The 19009-nt window shown below is 64.6% G+C and carries 18 protein-coding genes, 1 tRNA gene and 1 pseudogene; 8 read left to right on the forward strand and 12 right to left on the reverse strand.

The genetic code is table 11. The features are described 5' to 3' along the window. Positions 1-13: 13 nt before the first annotated feature. From ACV17W_RS08090 to hrcA, 3 genes are read right to left on the reverse strand one after another with little or no spacing between them, the layout of a single operon-like run. The gene (locus ACV17W_RS08090; protein ID WP_462595910.1) at positions 14-259 is read right to left on the reverse strand and encodes a hypothetical protein; all 246 of its coding nucleotides are present in this window, start codon (positions 257-259) and stop codon (positions 14-16) included. A gap of 38 nt (positions 260-297) precedes the next feature. Beyond that, complete coding sequence (hemH, locus tag ACV17W_RS08095; protein WP_462595911.1) at positions 298-1437, reverse strand: ferrochelatase; 1140 nt, start codon at positions 1435-1437, stop codon at positions 298-300. 50 nt (positions 1438-1487) lie between these two features. Further along, entirely contained in the window at positions 1488-2495 is a 1008-nt protein-coding gene (gene hrcA / locus ACV17W_RS08100) for a heat-inducible transcriptional repressor HrcA (RefSeq protein ID WP_462595912.1), read from the reverse strand. A 113-nt stretch (positions 2496-2608) separates the two neighbouring features. Between hrcA and ACV17W_RS08105 the strand changes: the two genes are divergently transcribed. Both ACV17W_RS08105 and recN read left to right on the forward strand, forming a co-directional pair. Beyond that, positions 2609-3508 (forward strand): NAD kinase, encoded by a 900-nt coding sequence (locus ACV17W_RS08105; RefSeq protein WP_462595913.1) that lies wholly within the window; start codon positions 2609-2611, stop codon positions 3506-3508. Between the two features lie 9 nt (positions 3509-3517). After that, positions 3518-5179: a DNA repair protein RecN gene (gene recN, locus ACV17W_RS08110; RefSeq protein WP_462595914.1), complete on the forward strand. Its 1662-nt coding sequence runs from the start codon at positions 3518-3520 to the stop codon at positions 5177-5179. A gap of 138 nt (positions 5180-5317) precedes the next feature. Here recN and fur read toward each other — a convergent pair whose 3' ends face one another. Further along, positions 5318-5737 carry a ferric iron uptake transcriptional regulator gene (fur, locus tag ACV17W_RS08115; protein ID WP_462595915.1) on the reverse strand — a complete coding sequence of 140 codons (420 nt, stop codon included), beginning with the start codon at positions 5735-5737 and terminating at the stop codon, positions 5318-5320. 159 nt (positions 5738-5896) lie between these two features. Here fur and ACV17W_RS08120 point away from each other — a divergent pair. Beyond that, positions 5897-6403 (forward strand): annotated as a pseudogene (locus ACV17W_RS08120) (outer membrane protein assembly factor BamE); the annotation flags it as partial. A gap of 211 nt (positions 6404-6614) precedes the next feature. Further along, a complete protein-coding gene (gene dapB, locus ACV17W_RS08125; RefSeq protein ID WP_462595916.1) occupies positions 6615-7406 on the forward strand; it encodes a 4-hydroxy-tetrahydrodipicolinate reductase in 792 nt (263 codons plus the stop codon). Here dapB and murB read toward each other — a convergent pair. After that, positions 7403-8479 (reverse strand): UDP-N-acetylmuramate dehydrogenase, encoded by a 1077-nt coding sequence (murB, locus tag ACV17W_RS08130; protein WP_462595917.1) that lies wholly within the window; start codon positions 8477-8479, stop codon positions 7403-7405. The genes dapB and murB overlap by 4 nt on opposite strands. A gap of 127 nt (positions 8480-8606) precedes the next feature. Here murB and ACV17W_RS08135 point away from each other — a divergent pair. Continuing rightward, a tRNA-Gly gene (locus ACV17W_RS08135) sits at positions 8607-8682 on the forward strand. Between the two features lie 196 nt (positions 8683-8878). On the opposite strand, the gene ACV17W_RS08140 is transcribed toward ACV17W_RS08135, so the two are convergent. Further along, on the reverse strand, positions 8879-9325 hold the full coding sequence (locus tag ACV17W_RS08140; RefSeq protein ID WP_462595918.1) for a winged helix-turn-helix transcriptional regulator: 447 nt from the start codon (positions 9323-9325) through the stop codon (positions 8879-8881). A gap of 131 nt (positions 9326-9456) precedes the next feature. Between ACV17W_RS08140 and ACV17W_RS08145 the strand changes: the two genes are divergently transcribed. After that, a complete protein-coding gene (locus tag ACV17W_RS08145) occupies positions 9457-10686 on the forward strand; it encodes an MFS transporter (protein ID WP_462596498.1) in 1230 nt (409 codons plus the stop codon). A gap of 121 nt (positions 10687-10807) precedes the next feature. Here the strand turns inward: ACV17W_RS08145 and ACV17W_RS08150 are convergent, their stop codons facing one another. Next, positions 10808-11716 carry a LysR substrate-binding domain-containing protein gene (locus tag ACV17W_RS08150; protein ID WP_462595919.1) on the reverse strand — a complete coding sequence of 303 codons (909 nt, stop codon included), beginning with the start codon at positions 11714-11716 and terminating at the stop codon, positions 10808-10810. Positions 11717-11815: 99 nt separating this feature from the next. Here ACV17W_RS08150 and ACV17W_RS08155 point away from each other — a divergent pair, with 99 nt between their 5' ends. Continuing rightward, on the forward strand, positions 11816-12703 hold the full coding sequence (locus tag ACV17W_RS08155; RefSeq protein ID WP_462595920.1) for an alpha/beta fold hydrolase: 888 nt from the start codon (positions 11816-11818) through the stop codon (positions 12701-12703). 90 nt (positions 12704-12793) lie between these two features. Here ACV17W_RS08155 and ACV17W_RS08160 read toward each other — a convergent pair whose 3' ends face one another. Then, the gene (locus ACV17W_RS08160) at positions 12794-13942 is read right to left on the reverse strand and encodes an MFS transporter (RefSeq protein ID WP_462595921.1); all 1149 of its coding nucleotides are present in this window, start codon (positions 13940-13942) and stop codon (positions 12794-12796) included. Between the two features lie 400 nt (positions 13943-14342). On the opposite strand from ACV17W_RS08160, the gene hutG reads away from it, so the two are divergent. Then, positions 14343-15131 (forward strand): N-formylglutamate deformylase, encoded by a 789-nt coding sequence (hutG, locus tag ACV17W_RS08165; protein ID WP_462595922.1) that lies wholly within the window; start codon positions 14343-14345, stop codon positions 15129-15131. A gap of 2 nt (positions 15132-15133) precedes the next feature. Here the strand turns inward: hutG and ACV17W_RS08170 are convergent, their stop codons facing one another. Genes ACV17W_RS08170 through ACV17W_RS08185 form a run of 4 tightly spaced genes read right to left on the reverse strand, consistent with a single transcriptional unit; the run spans position 15134 to position 18997 of the window. Further along, a complete protein-coding gene (locus ACV17W_RS08170) occupies positions 15134-15970 on the reverse strand; it encodes an SDR family NAD(P)-dependent oxidoreductase (RefSeq protein WP_462595923.1) in 837 nt (278 codons plus the stop codon). Beyond that, the gene (locus ACV17W_RS08175) at positions 15967-16710 is read right to left on the reverse strand and encodes an SDR family oxidoreductase (RefSeq protein ID WP_462595924.1); all 744 of its coding nucleotides are present in this window, start codon (positions 16708-16710) and stop codon (positions 15967-15969) included. Before ACV17W_RS08175 ends, ACV17W_RS08170 begins: the two co-directional genes overlap by 4 nt. Positions 16711-16712: 2 nt before the next feature. Further along, the gene (locus tag ACV17W_RS08180) at positions 16713-17495 is read right to left on the reverse strand and encodes a citryl-CoA lyase (RefSeq protein WP_462595925.1); all 783 of its coding nucleotides are present in this window, start codon (positions 17493-17495) and stop codon (positions 16713-16715) included. After that, complete coding sequence (locus ACV17W_RS08185) at positions 17492-18997, reverse strand: class I adenylate-forming enzyme family protein (protein WP_462595926.1); 1506 nt, start codon at positions 18995-18997, stop codon at positions 17492-17494. Before ACV17W_RS08185 ends, ACV17W_RS08180 begins: the two co-directional genes overlap by 4 nt. Positions 18998-19009: the final 12 nt, after the last annotated feature.

Here is a 19009-nt window from a genome sequence, read left to right on the forward strand (position 1 = left end):
ACGGCGATAAAACTCAGGTTTTGTTCGGCTGGGACGTCGACGGGGGGTCGCTGGCCGGGAAGGTGTCTTCGAGCGCCTCGTCTACCTGAGACTCGGGCACGCGCTGAGGATCGTCGTCGGGTGTGATGGCGATGGGATCGCTCGCCGGAAAGGTATCTTCCAGCGCCTCGTCGAGGTCGCGCTCGACGGGATCTTCTTTCAAGTTGCCGTGCCCAGGTTCCGAAGAAGTGCCTACGCCCGGTTTTACGTCAGTATTCATGTGCTGGCTCCTGAAAGGTCGATCGGAATCGGCTGGGGTCAGCCGCCGCGTTCCGTGCTGCCGGATACGCCAGCATCCAGTTTACGTGTTGCCGGGCCGCGCGTCGGCCAGCCTTGTAAGTGATTGTCGACCAATGCGGCCAGGGCGTCGGTCCAGGCGGGGTCGTCGTTGAGCGCCGGAATGTAGCGAAACTGGCGCCCGCCGGCCGCTATGAAGGCGTCGCGGCATTCCTGGCTGATTTCTTCGAGGGTTTCCAGGCAGTCGGCGACGAAACCCGGACACACCACGTCGATGTCGGTAACACCCTCGGCCGCCATGGCTTTCAAGGTGGGTTCGGTATAGGGTTCGAGCCAGCGCGCCGCGCCGAAGCGGCTCTGGAAAGTGACCTCGACCTGATCGGGTGCCAGCTGCAGCTTTTCCCGCAGCAGGCGGGCCGTGTCCAGGCAGTCACGATAGTAAGGATCGCCCAGCTCGATCGAATAGCGGGGCAGGCCGTGAAAGCTCATGACCAGCTTCTGCGGACGTCCGTGCGCCTGCCAATAGGCGGAAATGCGGCCGGCCAGCGCTGCGATATATCCCGGATCGTCATGGAAGCGCTTGATGAACCGCAGCTCGGGCTGGTCGCGCAGGCGGCCGACATAGGCCGCCACGGCATCGACCACGGTGGCCGTGGTGCTCGCGGCATACTGCGGGTACAGCGGGACGGCGAGAATGCGCTCGCAGCCCTGCTTGCGCAGATTGACGATGGCCCGCTCGATCGAGGGCTCGCCGTAGCGCATGGCCAGCTCGACCTGGACATCGTGGCCGCGCTGGGCGAGCGCGCGCTGCACGGCTTCGGCCTGCCTGCGGCTGTACACGAGCAATGGCGAGCCGCCTTTCATCCAGATGCCTTCGTACCGCGGTTGCAGTCGCCGCGGCCGGCGCGCCAGCACGATGCCATGCAGGATGGGCAACCACAGGTAGCGGGGGATTTCAATGACGCGGGGATCGGACAGGAAAGCCGCGAGGTAACGCCTGATATCGCGCGGGGTGGCGGTTTCGGGCGTGCCCAGGTTGACCAGTACCACGCCGGTACCGGCCATGGGACGCGGGGCAGGGTTCTCGTCGAATGGATCCGCCTGGTGCGGTTCGGGCAGGTAACGCTCGGGCCACAAATATTTGAACAGGCGTAGGAACACTAAATACCCCTCTGGGGCGCGCTTCGGAAGAAGGCCGGCCCGCTACAGATTCATTGGTTGTTGCTGAACGCGTTGGACAGCAGGCGCGCGGTAATGTCGACGATGGGAATGACACGCTCGTACGCCATGCGGGTCGGGCCGATGACGCCCAGGGTGCCGATCACCCGGCCGTCGACGCCGTACGGCGCGGTAATGACCGAGACTTCTTCCAGGGGCAGCAACTGGGATTCTCCCCCGATGTAGATCTGCACCCCCTGCGCGCGGCTCGAGGTGTCGAGCAGCTGGAGCAGGTCGGTTTTTTGCTCGAAAAGCGAGAACATCTTGCGCAGGCGATCCATGTCGGACGCGATATCGGTAACGTCGAGCAACTTGCGCTCGCCCGAGATGACCATGTCGTCACCGTCCTCCGCCGCTTCGGCGCCCGCCTCGACGGCTGCCTGCATGAGGCGGGATATGTCTTCACGCAGCTGGGCCAATTCGGTGGTCAGGGTGCGGCGCACGGCGTCAAACGACTTGCCTGCGAAATGCACGTTGAAGAAATTGCCCGCCTCGATGAGCTCGGCTTCGGAGTAGTCGCGCTGTACCGTGAGAATGCGGTTCTGCACATCGCCGTCGGGAGTGACGATGATGAGCAGCACCCGCTTGTCGGACAGGCGAATGAACTCGATCTGGCGGAATACCTGGGCGCGCTTGGGCGTGAGCACCACGCCGGCGAACTGGGTCAGGTTGGACAGCAGGGCTGCGGCGGCATTCACGGCGCGGGACGGCTCGGTAGCCGACAACGACGCCGAAGGGATCTGCTGGTGCTGGAATTCGAAGGGCTGCACCGCAAGCAGCGAATCCACGAACATGCGGTAGCCGCGCGGCGTGGGCACCCGGCCGGCCGAGGTATGCGGGCTGTGGATCAGGCCCAGGTCTTCGAGGTCGGCCATGACGTTGCGTATAGTGGCTGGCGACAGGTCGAAAACCTTTGAAAGCGTACGCGAACCGACCGGTTGTCCGTCGGCGATGTGGCGTTCAATCAACGCTTTCAGCAATGCGCGTGCACGATCATCCATATGGGCTATTGTAGGGAAACTTTTGGAAATGAGCGATTTTGTCCCGCAGCAGAATAAGCGGCCCCCATATAATCGCCGAATCCGCTGTACTTGAAATTATCGCCTCTCTTGCCATGCACTTTCCCACCGTCGCCCTGATAGGCAGACACCAGGACACCGGCCTGGACGCGCCCCTGCGCGCGCTGGCCCACATGTTGGTGCAGGCCGGCCGCCGTGTACTGGTTGAAACCGATACCGCCGGCAATACCGGCGTGCACGAATACCCGGTTGCCAGCCTCAAAGAGATCGGCGAAGAGGCGTCGCTGGCCGTGGTCATGGGCGGCGATGGCACAGTGCTGGGGGCCGCCCGCACGCTGGCTCCGTACGGCGTGCCGCTGGTGGGCATCAACCATGGCCGCCTGGGCTTCATCACCGACGTCCCGCTCCAGGAGGCCCATACCGCGCTCGCGCGGGTCATCGAGGGCAACTACCAGGCCGAAGACCGCATGCTGCTGGTCGGCAGCGTGTGGCGAGGCGACCAACTCATGTATACGGCGCCCGCGTTGAACGACGTCGTGCTCAACCGCGCCGGCCGCGGCGGCATGATCGAAGTACGCGTAGAGCTTGACGGCGCATTCATGTATGGACAACGTGCCGACGGCCTGATCATCGCCACACCCACCGGATCCACGGCCTACGCCCTGTCGGCCAACGGGCCGATCCTGCATCCCGGCCTCGATGCCATGGTGCTGGTCCCCGTGGCGCCGCAAACCCTATCCAACCGCCCCATCGTCATCCCCGGCGGCGGCGTGCTCAACATGACCCTCACGGGCATGGGCCGGGTCGAAATCGGCGCCAGCGTGCATTTCGACATGCAGACCTGGTCCGACCTGCAACCGGGTGATCGCATCTCGGTACAGCGTGCGCCGCACACCATACGATTCGTGCACCCCGAAGGCTACAGCTTCTTTTCGACCCTGCGTCGCAAGCTGCACTGGAACCTGATGCCCCAGGCTTCGGACAGCGTGGAGTAACGGCAACACATGCTGCGCACCCTGCATATTCGCGACTTCGTCATCGTCGAACAGACCGAGATTCATTTCGGCGCGGGCTTCACGGTTTTTTCGGGCGAGACCGGCGCGGGCAAATCCATTTTGATCGACGCGCTGGCCCTGGCGCTGGGAGGCCGCGCCGATGCCGGCGTCCTGCGCGATGGCGCCGCCCGCGCCGACATCACTGCCCTGTTCGACACGCCTGACACGCTGCGCGGCTGGCTGGCCGAGCGTGAACTCGACGCCGGCGACGAACTGACCCTGCGCCGAGTGGTCGACGCACAGGGGCGCAGCCGCGGCTATATCAACGGCATGCCGGCCACGCTGGCGCAGTTGCGCGAACTGGGCGACTGCCTGGTCGATATCCATGGGCAACACGCGCACCAGAGCCTGATGCGGCCCGATGCGCAGCGCGACCTGCTGGACGCCCACGGAGGGCATGGCGATCTGCGGCAGGCAGTGGCCAACGCCTGGAAAGAATGGCGAACGCTGGCGCGCCAGCTCGAAATCGCCGAAAAAGACGCCGCCGGCCTTGCCGCCGAACGCGAACGCCTGCAATGGCAGGCCGACGAACTCGACCAGCTGGCATTGCAGCCCGACGAGTGGGACGCCCTGCAGGCCGAACAGTCGCGCCTGGCGCACGCGCAGGGCCTGCTCGATGGCGCGACCCAAATACTCGAAGCGCTGGACGGCGAAGTCGATTCTGCCCAGCACCGCCTGAACGCCGCGCACCACCGCTTGCAGCAGATGCTCAGGCACGACCCTGGCCTGCATGGCGTGGCCGACGAACTCGAGTCCGCCCGCATCGCCGTTGCCGAGGCCGTGTCCGACCTGAACAATTACGTCAGCCGCGTCGAGCTCGATCCGCAACGCCTGGCCGATGTCGAAGCGCGAATGAGCGCCGTGTTCGACACGGCGCGCAAATTCAAGACCGACCCCGAAGCCCTGCCCGCCCTGCGGTCCACCGTGCAGGCACAGCTCGCCGATCTGCAAGCGGCGGCCGACGTCCACGCCCTGCGAGCCCGCGCCGAATCGGCCGCCAAAGAATACGACTTTGCTGCGAGCAAGCTGTCGGCGGCGCGCGCCAAGGTGGCCAAGAGCCTGGGCAAGCAGGTCACGCAGGCCATGCAGACGCTGGCCATGCAAGGCGGCCGTTTCGAACCCGTGGTATCACCCGGACCCGCTTCCGGGCATGGCAACGATCATGTCGAATTCCTGGTGTCGGGCCACGCGGGCACCTCGCCCCGGCCGCTGGGCAAAGTGGCCTCGGGCGGAGAACTGTCACGTATTTCCCTGGCGCTTTCGGTTATTGCCAGCCGCGCCGCGCGCGTGCCCACGCTGATTTTCGACGAAGTCGACAGCGGGGTGGGCGGCGCCGTGGCCGAGGCCGTGGGCAAACTGCTGCGTGAACTCGGCGAACGACACCAGGTGTTGTGCGTGACGCACCTGCCGCAAGTCGCGGCCTGCGGCACGGCGCAATACCGGGTCAGCAAAACCGAAACCGCTGGCACCACGCGTTCGCACATAGCCGAACTGGATGCGGATGAACGGGTCGAAGAAATCGCCCGTATGCTGGGCGGCATAAAAATCACAGCTACCACTCGCGAACACGCCCGTGAAATGCTGGGCACCCTGGCCGAACCGTCACGCTGAATAGGCCCGGCCGCTCAATGAAGGCGGCCTGAGCCGTCGCGCGCAAGTGGGTCATGGCAGGTGCTCTGGCGGCTGGCGCCGCCAATCGCATTGCCGAAAGCGGAAACGGCGTTCCGCCTCCGGGCGGAACGCGCCAGATCAACGTTTGTGGCAGTTGCTGCAGATACCGTAAAGCACCATGGCATGGCTTTCCAGGACGAAGTTGTTGTCCTTTGCAACCTTGTGCTGGCGCTTCTCGATATCCGGGTCCGAGAATTCGACGACCTTGCCGCAATTCGTGCAGATGAGGTGATCGTGGTGGTCGCCGTCGTTAAGTTCGAACACGGCCTTGCCGCTGTCGAACTGGCTGCGGCTCAGGATGCCAGCCTGTTCAAACTGGGTAAGTACCCGATAGACAGTGGCCAGGCCGATTTCCACGTTTTCGCTGATAAGGGCGCGATACACATCTTCGGCGCTCAGGTGGCGCAGGTCGGCCTTACGGAAGATATCCAGGATCTTCAGGCGGGGGAAGGTCGCCTTCAAACCCATGTTCTTCAGTTCGCTTTGGTCGGTAGTCATGGTGTAATCGCTCTCCGTACGCCATGTGGCATGGGCAGGATCGCGGCAGAAACCGGGGCAGCGCACCGCCTTTTTTGCTGTCCGCGGAACTCCCGCATTATGAAACCTTTATGATAACGGTTTTACCGGCTTTAATTTAGATAGGGGCGCCTGGAGTCCATGATTGCACGTATTCCGACCCGGTTTCTGAAAACCGCGCTCGCCACGACGACGATTGCCCTTGCCCTGGCAGGCTGCACATCCGACAAATGGGGCTTTCCGTACAAGGCGCCCGTACAGCAAGGCAACTGGATCACCCAAGAACAAGTGGCGCTGCTGCAGCCGGGCATGACGCGCGAGCAGGTCCGATTCGCCCTGGGCAGCCCCACGCTTACCAGCGTACTGCACGCCGACCGCTGGGACTATCCCTATTACTTCAAGCCAGGATACGGCGAAGCTCAAGAACGAAAATTCACCGTGTGGTTCGACAACGACCGCCTGGTGCGCTGGGAAGGCGATCGGCAGCCTGAACTGCAGCCGTTCCAGCTCGATGCGCAGGGCAATCCCGCGCAAGAGAAAGCCGACGAAGCCATCGACGCCGAAACCGCACGCCAGGATGCGGCCGGCGCCGACCGCGTGCCGGCCGCGGTGCCGGACGCGGCGCAACTGCCGCCCCTGGGTACCCCGCCCGCAGGCATGCTGCCCGCATCGGGATCGGGCACGGAGCAACCAGACGCGTCTGATGCCCAGAATCCCGAGGCACAGTCTCCACCCGACACCACGCCCCCGCCTCGGCGTGAATTGCTGATCAATTCGCCGCTGACGCAGCCCAGCTCCATCGGCCAGCCAGGCGGCGGAGCCGAACCGCTGCGCTGATCACCGGCAACAAGGAAATATCATGCGCATCGCCATCGCCGGCGCCAGCGGCCGTATGGGCCACATGCTGATCGAAGCCGTCCTCAACCATACCGACCTTACCCTGGCCGCGGCCCTGGCCCGCACGGGCTCGGCCGCCATCGGCCAGGATGCCGGTGCTTTTCTCGGCCGTGACACCGGAGTGGCCATTACCGACCAGCTCGACGTACTGGCCGACGCCGACTGCCTGATCGACTTCACCCGCCCCGACGCCACACTGCAGCACCTGCAGGCGTGTGTACGGCATGGCACGCACATGGTCATCGGCACCACCGGCTTCGATCCGGCCGGCCATGCCGCCATTGAAGTGGCGGCACAGAAAACCGCCATTGTGTTCGCGCCCAACATGAGCGTGGGCGTCAACGCCACGCTGAAGTTGCTCGACATTGCCGCGCGCATCCTGAATTCGGGTTACGACGTCGAGGTGTTTGAAGCGCATCATCGCAACAAGGTCGACGCGCCCTCGGGCACGGCCCTGAAGATGGGCGAAACCATTGCGTCGGCCTGGGATGTGGCCCTGCCCGACGTAGCCACCTGGGAACGCCATGGCGACACCGGGCCGCGCAAGCCCGGCACCATAGGATTTTCCGTGGTGCGCGGGGGTGACATCGTAGGCGACCATACCGTGTACTTCTGCGGCGCCGGCGAACGCATCGAAATCACCCACCGCTCGAGCAGCCGCAGCACCTACGCCGAAGGCGCCTTGCGCGCGGCGCGCTTCCTGCGCAACCATCGCAGCGGCCTGTTCGACATGCAGGCAGTATTGGGCCTTTAACCAGACAACGAGTCGGGCACGGCCGCATCGCGCCACACGACCGGCTCGGGCTCCAGGTCTACCTGGAAGCGAGCCGCGACATCGCGCTGTATGGCGGCGGCAAGCGCCATGATGTCCCGGGCGCTTGCACCGCCGCGATTCACCAGCACCAGGGCCTGCCTGTCGTGCACGCCGGCCGGCCCCAGGCTCTTGCCCTTCCAGCCACACTGATCGATCAGCCAGCCTGCGGCCAATTTGTAGCGGCCGCCTGGTTGCGCGTACGAGACCATGCCCGGATGCAGGGCGGCGAGCGCATTGCGCACGTCGGCATCGACCAACGGATTTTTGAAGAAACTGCCGGCATTGCCGATGATGGCCGGGTCCGGCAGCTTGGACTGCCGGATGCGGCATACGGCGTCGTACACAGCGCTGGCGGTGGGCGTGCCGGCATTCAACTCGGCCTGGCGCTGCAGGTCGGGATATTCGAGCACCGGGCGCCAGGGCCGCGGCAGCGCAAAGCGCACTGACACAATGACCCATCCGCCCGGGTCCTCGTGCTTGAAGATGCTGTCGCGATAGCCGTAGCGGCAACTGGCCCGGTCCATTTCGACCAGCCGGCGCCGACGCACATTCCAGGCGGTGAGCCCAAGAAACCGGTCGGCCAGCTCGACGCCGTAAGCGCCGATATTCTGCACGGGGGCCGCGCCTACCGTGCCCGGAATCAGTGCCAGGTTTTCAAGCCCGTCCCAGCCCTGGGCGACGCAGCGGCTGACAAACCCGTGCCAATTCTCCCCGGCCCCCGCCTCGATGATCCACGCGTCGGGCCGGGCTTCGATCAGGCGTATACCGCCAATCGCCACGTGCGCCACGAGGCTTTCCACCTGCGGCGGCAACACCACGTTGCTGCCGCCGCCCAAGACGAGCAGGCTGGAAAAACGGGCCGCCAGATCCGATAGCGCTTCGAGCTGCGCCAGGGAGCGCAAGCGAACAAAGGCACGGGCTTGCGATGCAAGGCCCAAGGTATTGAGCGACGTCAGATCTCGCGCGGCGGGCGTCAGGGGGGGGTCGGGCTGGGCCTGGGAACGATCCGGCATGGGACTGCCAATGTTGCTGGAAACCTGCATATTAACGGGTGCCCGATCACCGTTTGCACGAGCCGCGGAAAACCGCTATGATGCCGGTCTTCGCTGATCGGCCCAATCCTTGAACGGGCTCAGCAAAGCGGGAGTAGCTCAGTTGGTAGAGCGCAACCTTGCCAAGGTTGAGGTCGCGAGTTCGAGACTCGTCTCCCGCTCCAACTTCGAATGCGTAGAAGCGTTGCATTCTGCGAATTCATGAAAACAGGGGCCTCCGGGCCCCTTTTTTCATGGCTGGAATTCCGCGCCCCACTGGCCGCGTCCAAAAATCTGCCCCTATCGACAGCCTAGCTACCTCGCTCGCCGCGCCCATGAGCGGGGCCACGGCGGGGCCAGCGATGCCAGCGCCCCGCCCTGCTAGCTGACCTTGCGCACTTCGGTAATGGCGGCTTGCAACACGGTGCCGTCTTTCGCCAGCGGCACCATGCGAGGAATGGGCTTGCCCGTGCGTTTATCGATGAGCAGGGAATGCCGCTCACCGCGCATGAACAGATGCTGTTCCCCCCATTGCCGAAGCGCGACCACAATGGCAAACAGATTTTCTCCCTTGGCCGTCAACGCGTACTCCTGGTATGCGGAACCGTCAGATGCGTCGCGCATTTCGAGTATGCCCGCTTCGACCAATTTGCGCAGCCGGTCAGACAGGATATTGCGGGCCATACCCAGACTGCGCTGGAAGTCGCCGAATCGGCGCACGCCGTCGAACGCATCGCGCACGATGAGCAGCGACCAGCGGTCACCGATCAAGTCCACGCATCGTGCGACAGGGCAATGTTGCTCACTCAAGGGTTTGCGGGGCTGCATGGGGTCTCCTGACAGGCTGGCGGCTGCACGCTATTTAGTTGCATTTTAAAACCACATGACCTAGCATTCAACCGGTTTTGTTTTGAAACTAGATTGGATGGATCGCGATCATGAAGGCAAATTCTGCAGCAATGCCACCTCCGGCACGCAACGCCGGCTCGGGGCCGGCGATCATGTCGCGAGGCATGGTCTGGCTGTTCGCCGTCACCAGTGGCTTGAGCGTGGCGAATGTCTATTACGCACAGCCGTTACTGGACGCATTGGCACGGGACTTCCGTATCAGTCATGCCGCGGTCGGCGCAGTGGTGACCGCCACCCAGGCCGGTTGCGCGCTGGCATTGATACTTCTCGTACCGCTGGGCGACAGGATGGATCGCCGCCGTCTGGCAGCATTGCAATGGATGGCGCTGGTGGTGGCGCTGATCGCGGTCGGCATGGCCCGCTCTACGCCCACGCTGCTGGCAGGCATGCTGGCGGTGGGACTGCTCGGCACGGCCATGACCCAGGGCCTGATTGCCTACGCTGCCAGCGCAGCCGCGCCGCAAGAACAGGGACGCGTGGTCGGCGCGGCACAGGGGGGCGTGTTCGTCGGCCTGTTGCTGGCCAGGGTGTTCGCGGGCGTGGTGAGCGACCTGGCCGGCTGGCGCGGGGTGTACTTCTCTGCCGCTCTGTTGATGCTGGCGATTGCACTGCCGCTTTGGCGGCGCCTGCCCGCCCTGCCGCCCGCATCCGGCGCCACGAGCTACCTGTGTCTCATGGCGTCCATGGTGACGCTGCTGCGCACCGAGAAGGCCCTGCAAGTTCGCGGCGTGCTGGCCTGGCTGATGTTCGCCGCGCTCAATTCATTCTGGAGCGCGATGGTGCTGCCATTGCGCGCGCCACCCCATGACTTCTCTCAGACCGTCGTTGGCGCTTTCGGCCTGGTCGGCGTGATCGGCGCACTCGCCGCCGCACGTGCCGGGCAATGGGCCGACCAGGGGCATGCGCAACGCACCACTGCCGGGGCGCTTGCCCTTCTGCTGCTGGCCTGGTGGCCGTTGTCGCTGATGGCCTGGTCGCTGTGGGCGCTGATGACAGGCATCGTGTTGCTGGACATGGGCGCACAGGCGCTGCATGTCACCAACCAGAGCCTCATTTTCCGCGAGCGTCCCGAGGCTCGCAGCCGGCTGGTCGGCCTTTACATGTTGTTCTACGCGACAGGCAGTGGATTGGGCGCCATCGGCAGCACCATGACTTATGCCAGCGCGGGCTGGCAAGGGGTTTGTGTGCTGGGCGCATCGATCAGCCTGGTGGCGTGGCTATTCTGGTGGATGACGCGGCACATGACGCCCACTGGGGTCACTCGCCAGTCAACCCCATGACGGCCGCAACGCTTGCCCCGCGACAATGCAGTGGCGATGTCCGCGAGCGCCCGGTGGCTTCCATGACAGACTATAGCCGGCGGCTGGGCCGCCGCGCCCCGACAAATGCCTTCTGCCGGCATCAATCCCTCAGGCCATGGCCCGTGAACTTGCCCTGCCCCGCGCGCCGGGCCGCTTCGATCAAGGCAGTACTGACCGGGTTCTCTTTACCCTGGAAAGCGTAGAAGCGAACTTGCGGCAGCGCGGGCAAGCCGTCTTCGCGGCCCAGGACGCGCAAGCCGTCTCTACGCTGGCTTTCGGCGACGACTGTGATGGCGAAGCCAGAGCGCGCGGCCGATACGCACCCTGCCATGCTGCTGCTTTCGAAGACAATGCGCCAGCTGCGAGCCGTCGTGCCCAACGCGGTGACGGCTGACTCCCGATACACGCATGGCTCGGGGAAGACGGCAAGCGGCAGTGGACTTGCGGCGCACAGCGGATGATCTACCGCATAGACCCAGACGAGCGGTTCTTCCCACAGCAATGTTCCGCTTTCATCGACCCGGCTGCATTGCTTGCCGAAGACGAGGTCCAGGCGGCCGCGTTCCTGTTGGCGCAGCAGATCCGCGGTAATACCGACCTTCAGTTCAACGGTCGCCTCGGGATGCCACTGACGGAAACGTTGCAGCACTTGGGGAAGCCAGGCGCCCGCGAAATCCTCGGAGGCGCCGATCCGCAGCCGCCCACGCAACTTTGCACCGCGTAACTTGGCGCGGGCCTCGCGCTCGAGATCGAGAATATTCCGGGCACAGGCATACAGGGTGTCCCCCGCCTGGGTCAGTTCCAGGCGGCGCGTCGTGCGAGCCAATAGCCGGGCCCCGGCGATCTGCTCCAGGCGCCGCATATGCCCGCTCACGGCCGAGGGCGTCAGCGCCAGGCGGTCAGCCGCGGCGGCAAAACTGCCGCTGTCCACGATTTCGAGGAAAGTGCGCAGCAGCACGGTATCCAGCGGAGGCCCGTCCGCGTCGGGGGTGGCGGGGTGCGTGCTCATTCGACGTGAAATTTCACTAATTTTATAAAGATTATTCGTGAATCGCGTTGACGTGTCCATCTATGCTGGGCTGCTTCCACCTACCTACAGGACAAACTCATGACCGATTACCGCCTTGCCCTCACCGACCGGCTGGACATTGCCTATCTGGAATGGAATCCGCAAGGGGAGCGGACGGCCATCCTGCTGCACGGCTGGCCGGACAGCCCGAGATGCTGGAAATCCGTGGCGCCCGCCATCGCCGCAGCAGGGTACCGGGTGCTGGCGCCGGCATTGCGCGGATTCGCGCCGACGCGCTTGCGTGACCGCGCCACGCCGCGCAGCGGCCAGTTGGCGGCGCTGGGACGCGATCTGCTGGATTTCATCGACGCACTTGGGTTGCAACAGCCCGCCCTGATCGGCCACGACTGGGGCGCCCGGGCGGCTGCCAACGCCTGCGGCCTGCGTCCGGGTGTAGCCTCGCACCTGGTGATGCTTTCGGTCGGCTACGGCACCAACGATCCGGACCAGGCGCTCTCCTTGGCGCAGGCCCGCAACTACTGGTACCACTGGTACATGGCCACGCCCCGCGGCGCGCGCGTAGTGCAAGAAGAACGCGAGGCATTCGCCATGCAGATGTGGGACACCTGGTCGCCGGCCGGCTGGTACGCCCGTAGCGATTTCGACGAGGCCGCGCTGGCGTTCCAGGGCGAGGACTGGGCCGAGATCGTTCTGCACTCTTATCGCCATCGCTGGGGCTACGCCGAGGGCGACCCGGCCTATGAAGCTGACGAAGCGCAACTCACCCCCGCACCCACGCTGTCGGTGCCCACCCTGGTGCTGCACGGTAGGGCCGACACCTGCAACCACCCCGACAGTTCCAAGGGGCGGGAGGCTTTTTTTACGGGCCGCTATGAGCGGCGGGTCATTGACGGCGTGGGCCACTTCCCGCAGCGCGAGGCCTCACAAGAGGTCGCCGACGCCATCCTGCAGTTCTGCCTGAGGTGATGAGCCTGCCGCATGCCGCAACCCGTTGCGCGTGATTGGGCAATGGGAGGCCGGCGGAAACAGCGACTCCCACAACCGGCCATCCGACGCTCAATGATGCGGGGCGGCAGGCACGTTGCTGTGGCGCGGACCGCGCTGGAAGCCATGGTTGGCGGAGCGCCAGGCGACGAGGAACGCCGCGCACGAAAGCAGCGCCACGGCGGGCGGCAGCGCCCCTGGACCCCACTTATCGAGCAGCACCCCCCCCGCTACCCCGCCCCCGGCAATCGCACCGTTCCATACCACGACGTTCATGGCCAGCGCGACGTCAGCCCCTTCGCCGGCAGCATCCGCCAGGGCGGTTTGCAGAAATGTCGCCGCACCGCCAAATGTCAGGCCCCAGATTGCGACGGCGATATACACGGCGAGAGGCTCTTGACCGTAATGAAGGAACAGCACCGCGACGGCGCCGAACACCGCGACGCTGGCCAACACCGAGATGCGCAGATGACTGTCAACCAGACGGCCCGCCGCCCCGATGGCCGCCAGGGCCGCGAGGCCGAACACCAGCAGCACGCTGTCTACCTGCGGTCCGAGCCCGGCCAGTGCGACAAAAGGCGCGATATAGGTATAGAGCAGGTTGTGGGCCAGCATCCACATGACAACGACTGCGAGCACGGGCCGGACGCCCGGCGTCACGAGCACCTTGCGCAATGCCAATTGCTGGTTGCGGGACTGCCCTGGATAGTCAGGCACGCTTGCCAGGACCCACGCCATCAGGACCAGGGCAAGGCCCGACATTATGGCGAAAGCCGTGCGCCAGCCCGTAGCCGTTCCCAGCCATGTACCAATGGGCACACCCAGCGAGAGGGCCACTGGCGTGCCCATCATGGCAACGGCCAGCGCCCGCCCTTGCTGGTGCGGCGGTACCATGCGGCGCGCATACGCGGCCAGCAGGCTCCACGCGAGGCCCGCCGAAACGCCGGCAAAGAAGCGTGCCACCAGAGTCAGGTGGTAGTCCGTCGACAAGGTGGTCAGCGAATTGAACACAAAAAAACCTGCCACGGCGAGCAGCAGCACATTGCGCCGTCGCCAAGAACGAGTGGCAATGGTCAGGGGTATGGCGGCCAGTAGCGATCCTGCCGCGTATGCCGTGATCGACTGCCCCGCCAATGCAGAGGAAATCCCGAGTCCGGCCGCCATTTGCGGTAGCAAGCCTGCCGGCATGGTCTCGGTGACGATACAGATAAACCCGGTCATGGCCAACGCCAGGAGTGCCGCCCACGGCAAAGGTGCCGAGCCGGCTTCGCGTGCGGAAGATGAAATGGTGGTCACGCTGCGTAATCTCACTAGTGAATCTGGAGTCCGGAGCGGTGCACCGGACCCATATGAGGATCATTCGATACATAAATAGATGTGCAAGACGCGGATGTCGGGCCGCGCCCAGGATTACCCCGCGAACGACTATTTATATATCGATCGATACATTAATAGCTCTGCGTTGCGCATGTCAAGCATTTAAGTACCAATCAATACATAATCAACCCGTCCGGCGGGACAGGTGCAGGCGCGCAGCGGCTGAAATATACTGACCGACATATAAGACACTCGCCCAGCGAGTGCGCGTGCCGTTGCTGCGGCGCGCCCACCAGGAACTACCATGAGCGACATCTATCACTTCGAGGCAGGCACGGCGCCGCTGCTGATTTCCATCCCCCATCTGGGCAGCCTGATTCCCCCCGACCTGCAGCCCGCGATGACCGAGCTGGCCTTGCAGTCAGGCGATACCGACTGGCACCTGGATCGGCTGTACGCGTTCGGGCGCCTGCTGGGCGCCTCTTTCCTGTGGGCCCGCTATTCACGTTACGTCGTCGACCTGAACCGTCCGCCGGACGATCAAGAACTTTATCCGGGCCAGGCCAAGACGGGGCTGTGCCCCACCCATACGTTCCAGGGAACTGCGCTGTACCGCGATGCGCGCACGGCGATTGCCACCCCCGAACGCGAACGACGCCGGGTCGCTTACTGGCAGCCCTATCACGACAAGCTACGCGCCGAGCTCGATCGGCTGAAGGCGCAACACGGCAAAGTTTTGCTCTGGGAAGCCCATTCCATCGCGAGCCATATTCCCCGCCTGTTCGACGGGAAGCTGCCCGACCTGAACATAGGCACGGCCAGCGGCGCCGCTTGCGACCCGGCCATGGAAGCCGCCGTAAGACGCGAACTCGAGCAGACCCCCTACACCTGGGCGCTCAACGGCCGGTTCAAGGGCGGCTACATCACACGACAGTACGGCGAGCCACAAAAAAACATACATGCCATACAGCTCGAGATGTGCCAATCCACTTATATGGATGAAGCCCACCCGTATGAATGGCGCGATGTCGATGCCGCGCGCGTCGGCCCGGTGGTCGAGCGCCTGGTTCGCAGTGCCTGCGACCGCCTGTGAGTTCAGGCATATTTGCCGATGAGTCCGCCGTCCACCACCAGCTCGGTGCCGGTGATATAAGAAGCCTCGTCCGACGCCAGGAACGCCACCGCATTGGCCACCTCCCAGGGTGTGCCCATGCGGCCCAATGGCACCTGGCGGTCACGCGCGGCCCTGGCCTGTTCGAAGTCGTCGGAAAACATGCGCGCCACGTTGGCACGCACCCGCGGCGTATCGATCAGGCCGGGCACCACCGTGTTGGCGCGAATGCCCTGAGGTGCATACTGCTGCGCGATCATGCGCGCGAACTGGATCACCGCCGCCTTGGTCACGTTGTAGGCCAGATGCGGATATCCCAAGTACCGCAGACCCGCCACGGACGATACCGCCACGATCGCTCCACCCCCCTGCGCCCGCATGATGGGCAACACGAGACGGCTGGCAATCACCAGGCTGTCGACGTTCACTTTCTGTATGCGTTCCCAGTCGGCCAGGTCAATATCTTCCGGACCGCCCACTTTGCCGATTCCGGCATTGGCTTGCAGAATATCCAGCCGGCCATGTCGCGCCATGACGGCTTGTACGGCGGCTTCCATGGCGATGGGGTCGGTGACGTCTGCCTGCAGCGCCATTCCGGAGCCGCCCAGCGCCTGCACGGCCTGCAGCGCGTCGTCGGCCGCCTCGCGCTGCGCGTCCAGTACACAGACGACGGCCCCGTGGCGAGCCAGGGTGGCGCAGCTGGCCTTGCCGATGCTCCAGCCCGGTCCGCAAGAGCCGCCGCCTGCGACCAGCGCCACCTTGCCGGCGAGGCGCGAGCTGGCCGGGGGCAGGCTGGCCTGAGAGTCTTCGGCGCGGTTCATGCTGCATTCCCGAGCCCGACGGTCATCCCGCCGCATACGTACAGCACCTGGCCGGTGATGAAGCCGGCACGATCGTCGAGCAGCGAAGCAACGGCGTGGGCAACGTCGCCAGGCGTGCCCATGCGCTGCACTGGAATGCTGGCCCGGATTCGACGGGTGGCCGGTGAGCCGGGCGGATTCACGCGTTCAAACAGCTCGGTGGCGATAGGCCCCGGCCCCACGGCATTGACTGTGATACCTTCGGCCGCGGTTTCGAGTGCCCAGGTGCGGGTCATGCCCAAGATGCCGGCCTTGGTGGCCGCATAGACGGTACGTTCGGCCTTGCCCAGGGCCGCCCTGCTCGCGATGTTGACCACCCGGCCGAACCGGTGCCTGCGCATGGCAGGCAACAAACCCTGCAACAGCAGCAAGGGGGCCTGAATGTTCAACGCGGTGACGATGGCGAGGTCTTCAGGCGTGGCGTCTTCCAGCAAGGCGGGACGAACGGTTCCCGCGTTGTTCACCAGGCGCAGAACGTCCCGCCCGGATGACAGCGCCGCCGCCGCATCGCGCGTGGACTGTGCATCGGAAAGGTCCACGGCGCAGTGAGTTTCCCCAGGCAGGACGTCAGGTGGCGCGCGCAGGTCGAAATTCACGACCTCATAGCCGTCATTCAGCAAGCGTTCGACGATGGCGCGCCCGATTCCGGCACTGCCCCCCGTAACCAGCGCAACCGGGCGCACTGCATTGTCGTGCGCCATGGTCAGTCTCCGTGCGAATGGGCCGACTTGCCCGCGCCCACATAGGGAATTTCGCGATCGATGGTTTCCCAGATGAACCGGCCCGAGGGACATTGCTGTTCTTCCGCCACATGCGACACCAGACCGGCGGCGCGTGAGATCACTGCAAACCCCCGCATCAAGCTGGCAGGCACCCCCAGTTCGCCCAGCAACGCCGCCACCGCACCCGTCGCGTTGATGGTGATGTGTCGGCCGTAAACCTCATCTACGGTGCGCGCCAGCAGTTCCAGCGCGTCGAGCCAGTTTCCGTCCAGATCCGGTTCTGCGCGCGCCAGCGCCAGCAGCTTGATGGACCGCGGATCATCGGGTTTGTGCAAATGGTGGCCGAATCCGGGCAGCGGCTTCTTGCCTGCACGGTGCGCTTGCGCGATGGCCTTCGCTTCTGCCTGCGGGTCATCTGCTTTCACAATGGCGTCCAGCAGCTGCGAGCAGTTTTCCATCGTACCCACGAAGCTGCTGCCAACTGCCATCAGGCCGGACGCCACCGCGCCCTGCAGGTTTTCCGGCGCGCTCATGTAGACCACGCGGGTGGCAATGGCACTGGGCGTCAGGCCATGCTCCATCAGCGTGATGAGCACCGCATCGACGATGCGCAGATCCACGGGGCGCGCTTCCCGCCCCATGATCTGCGAAAACATGACTTCGGTGAATGTCTTTTTGCCGATCAGGTCTTCAACCAGATCGGCGTCGCGATACGACATGCCCTCCAGATGGTGGGCGCACAGGCGGGTGACGGGGCGGGTCATGCGGTCTCCTTGATGACGTTCTCGCGAACCACGTTCTTCAGTACCTTGCCAACCGAAGATCGCGGCAGGCTATCGAACACGTGGATGTGTTTTGGTGTATGTACGGGGCCGAGCTTCTCGCGTACGAAGGCCATGAGCGCTTGCGGGTCTGCCGAGGCGCCATCGTAGAATTGCACGGCCGCCTGCACGGCTTCGCCCCACTTATCGTCCGGTATGCCGAACACCGAGCACTCGTACACGGCGGGATGCTGGGCCAGCGCATTCTCGACATCGATGGGGTACACGTTGAAGCCCCCCGTGATGATCACGTCGCGCAGCCGGTCCTTGATGAACAGGTAGCCACGTTCATCGACCACGCCCACGTCGCCCGTATGCAGCCAGCCGTCAACGATGGTTTCGGCGGTTTTTTCGGGAAGGCGCCAATAGCCCGACATGACCAGGTCGCCCCGTACCACGACTTCTCCAGCTTCTCCGGCGGGCAAGAACCTGCCCTCGCGATCCTTTATCGCGAATTCCGAGAACCACGTGGCGCTGCCCACCGATCCTAGGTTGGCGGGATCGTCCAGCTCTGCCGGAGTAATGGCCGTGACGATCTGGGGCGACTCGGTCTGCCCATAAGTGGCGCCTACAACCGGGCCGAAAAATTCGCGTACCTGTTCGAACTTGTCCACTGGCATGGGAGCTCCGCCGTAGATCAGGTTGCGCAGATGCGGAAAATCGGCGCGCGAGACTCCGGTCTGCGCCATGACCATGTACACCAGCGTGGGCGGCATGAACGTCAATGTGCCGCCCCGATCGCGAAACGCTGCCGTGATCACCGCCGGCGATGCCTCCTCCAGGAACAGGTGGGTACCCCCTTGCGCCAGCACAGGCAGGAGATAGGTTGAGGTCCCATGCGTGACCGGCGCCGCCACGACGTAGCGGTCTGCCTGGGTCAGTCGCCAGGCGTGGATCTGGTTGACGATCACGGCCGTCCATGCGCGATACGGTTGCATCACGCCCTTGGGCAGGCCGGTCGTGCCGCCCGTGAACTTGATGGCTTGCGTACCGTCGACCCCGGGCTCGCAGCGCACAGGCTGCCGCCCCGCATATTCTTGCAGCAGGGCAGCCAGCGAGCGGCTTGCCTCGGTCTCATCGAGGCCGACATGCGCGGTATGCACGGCCGATACGAGCGATGCGCCCTTGCGATCCGTACATACGATGCCGGGCTCCGTGGCCTCGATGATGCGCGCGATCTCCGGCGCCGTGCTGCGGTAGTTCAGCGGCACCCATGTCTTGCCGGCAGCCAGCACGGCAAGCAGCGCCACTACGTGTTCCGCCGAATTTCCGGCGCAGATGGCGACGCGGCTCTGGGGTGCCGGATCCATGTCCTGGAAGGCGGCGGCCAGGGCCAGCACCTCGCTGCGCAATCGCCGGTAGGTCCAGACGCCGCCCGGCGTATCCAGTGCAACATGGTCTGGATATCTGGCGGCCGCCCGCAAGAAAAAATCGATGGGATACACAGGCGCTGCTCC

Source organism: Bordetella sp. MIP270_01_BMS (assembly GCF_054958705.1).

Excerpts from the sequence above, each read along its gene's own strand:
- ACV17W_RS08105 (WP_462595913.1), top strand. The coding sequence starts at position 2,609 with ATGCACTTTCCCACCGTCGCCCTGATAGGCAGACACCAGGACACCGGC.
- ACV17W_RS08175 (WP_462595924.1), bottom strand. The coding sequence starts at position 16,710 with ATGGCGCACGACAATGCAGTGCGCCCGGTTGCGCTGGTTACGGGGGGC.
- ACV17W_RS08170 (WP_462595923.1), bottom strand. The coding sequence starts at position 15,970 with ATGAACCGCGCCGAAGACTCTCAGGCCAGCCTGCCCCCGGCCAGCTCG.
- fur (WP_462595915.1), bottom strand. The coding sequence starts at position 5,737 with ATGACTACCGACCAAAGCGAACTGAAGAACATGGGTTTGAAGGCGACC.
- ACV17W_RS08180 (WP_462595925.1), bottom strand. The coding sequence starts at position 17,495 with ATGACCCGCCCCGTCACCCGCCTGTGCGCCCACCATCTGGAGGGCATG.
- recN (WP_462595914.1), top strand. The coding sequence starts at position 3,518 with ATGCTGCGCACCCTGCATATTCGCGACTTCGTCATCGTCGAACAGACC.
- ACV17W_RS08155 (WP_462595920.1), top strand. The coding sequence starts at position 11,816 with ATGACCGATTACCGCCTTGCCCTCACCGACCGGCTGGACATTGCCTAT.
- ACV17W_RS08150 (WP_462595919.1), bottom strand. The coding sequence starts at position 11,716 with ATGAGCACGCACCCCGCCACCCCCGACGCGGACGGGCCTCCGCTGGAT.
- ACV17W_RS08140 (WP_462595918.1), bottom strand. The coding sequence starts at position 9,325 with ATGCAGCCCCGCAAACCCTTGAGTGAGCAACATTGCCCTGTCGCACGA.
- ACV17W_RS08145 (WP_462596498.1), top strand. The coding sequence starts at position 9,457 with ATGCCACCTCCGGCACGCAACGCCGGCTCGGGGCCGGCGATCATGTCG.
- ACV17W_RS08090 (WP_462595910.1), bottom strand. The coding sequence starts at position 259 with ATGAATACTGACGTAAAACCGGGCGTAGGCACTTCTTCGGAACCTGGG.
- dapB (WP_462595916.1), top strand. The coding sequence starts at position 6,615 with ATGCGCATCGCCATCGCCGGCGCCAGCGGCCGTATGGGCCACATGCTG.
- murB (WP_462595917.1), bottom strand. The coding sequence starts at position 8,479 with ATGCCGGATCGTTCCCAGGCCCAGCCCGACCCCCCCCTGACGCCCGCC.
- hrcA (WP_462595912.1), bottom strand. The coding sequence starts at position 2,495 with ATGGATGATCGTGCACGCGCATTGCTGAAAGCGTTGATTGAACGCCAC.
- ACV17W_RS08160 (WP_462595921.1), bottom strand. The coding sequence starts at position 13,942 with ATGACCGGGTTTATCTGTATCGTCACCGAGACCATGCCGGCAGGCTTG.
- hutG (WP_462595922.1), top strand. The coding sequence starts at position 14,343 with ATGAGCGACATCTATCACTTCGAGGCAGGCACGGCGCCGCTGCTGATT.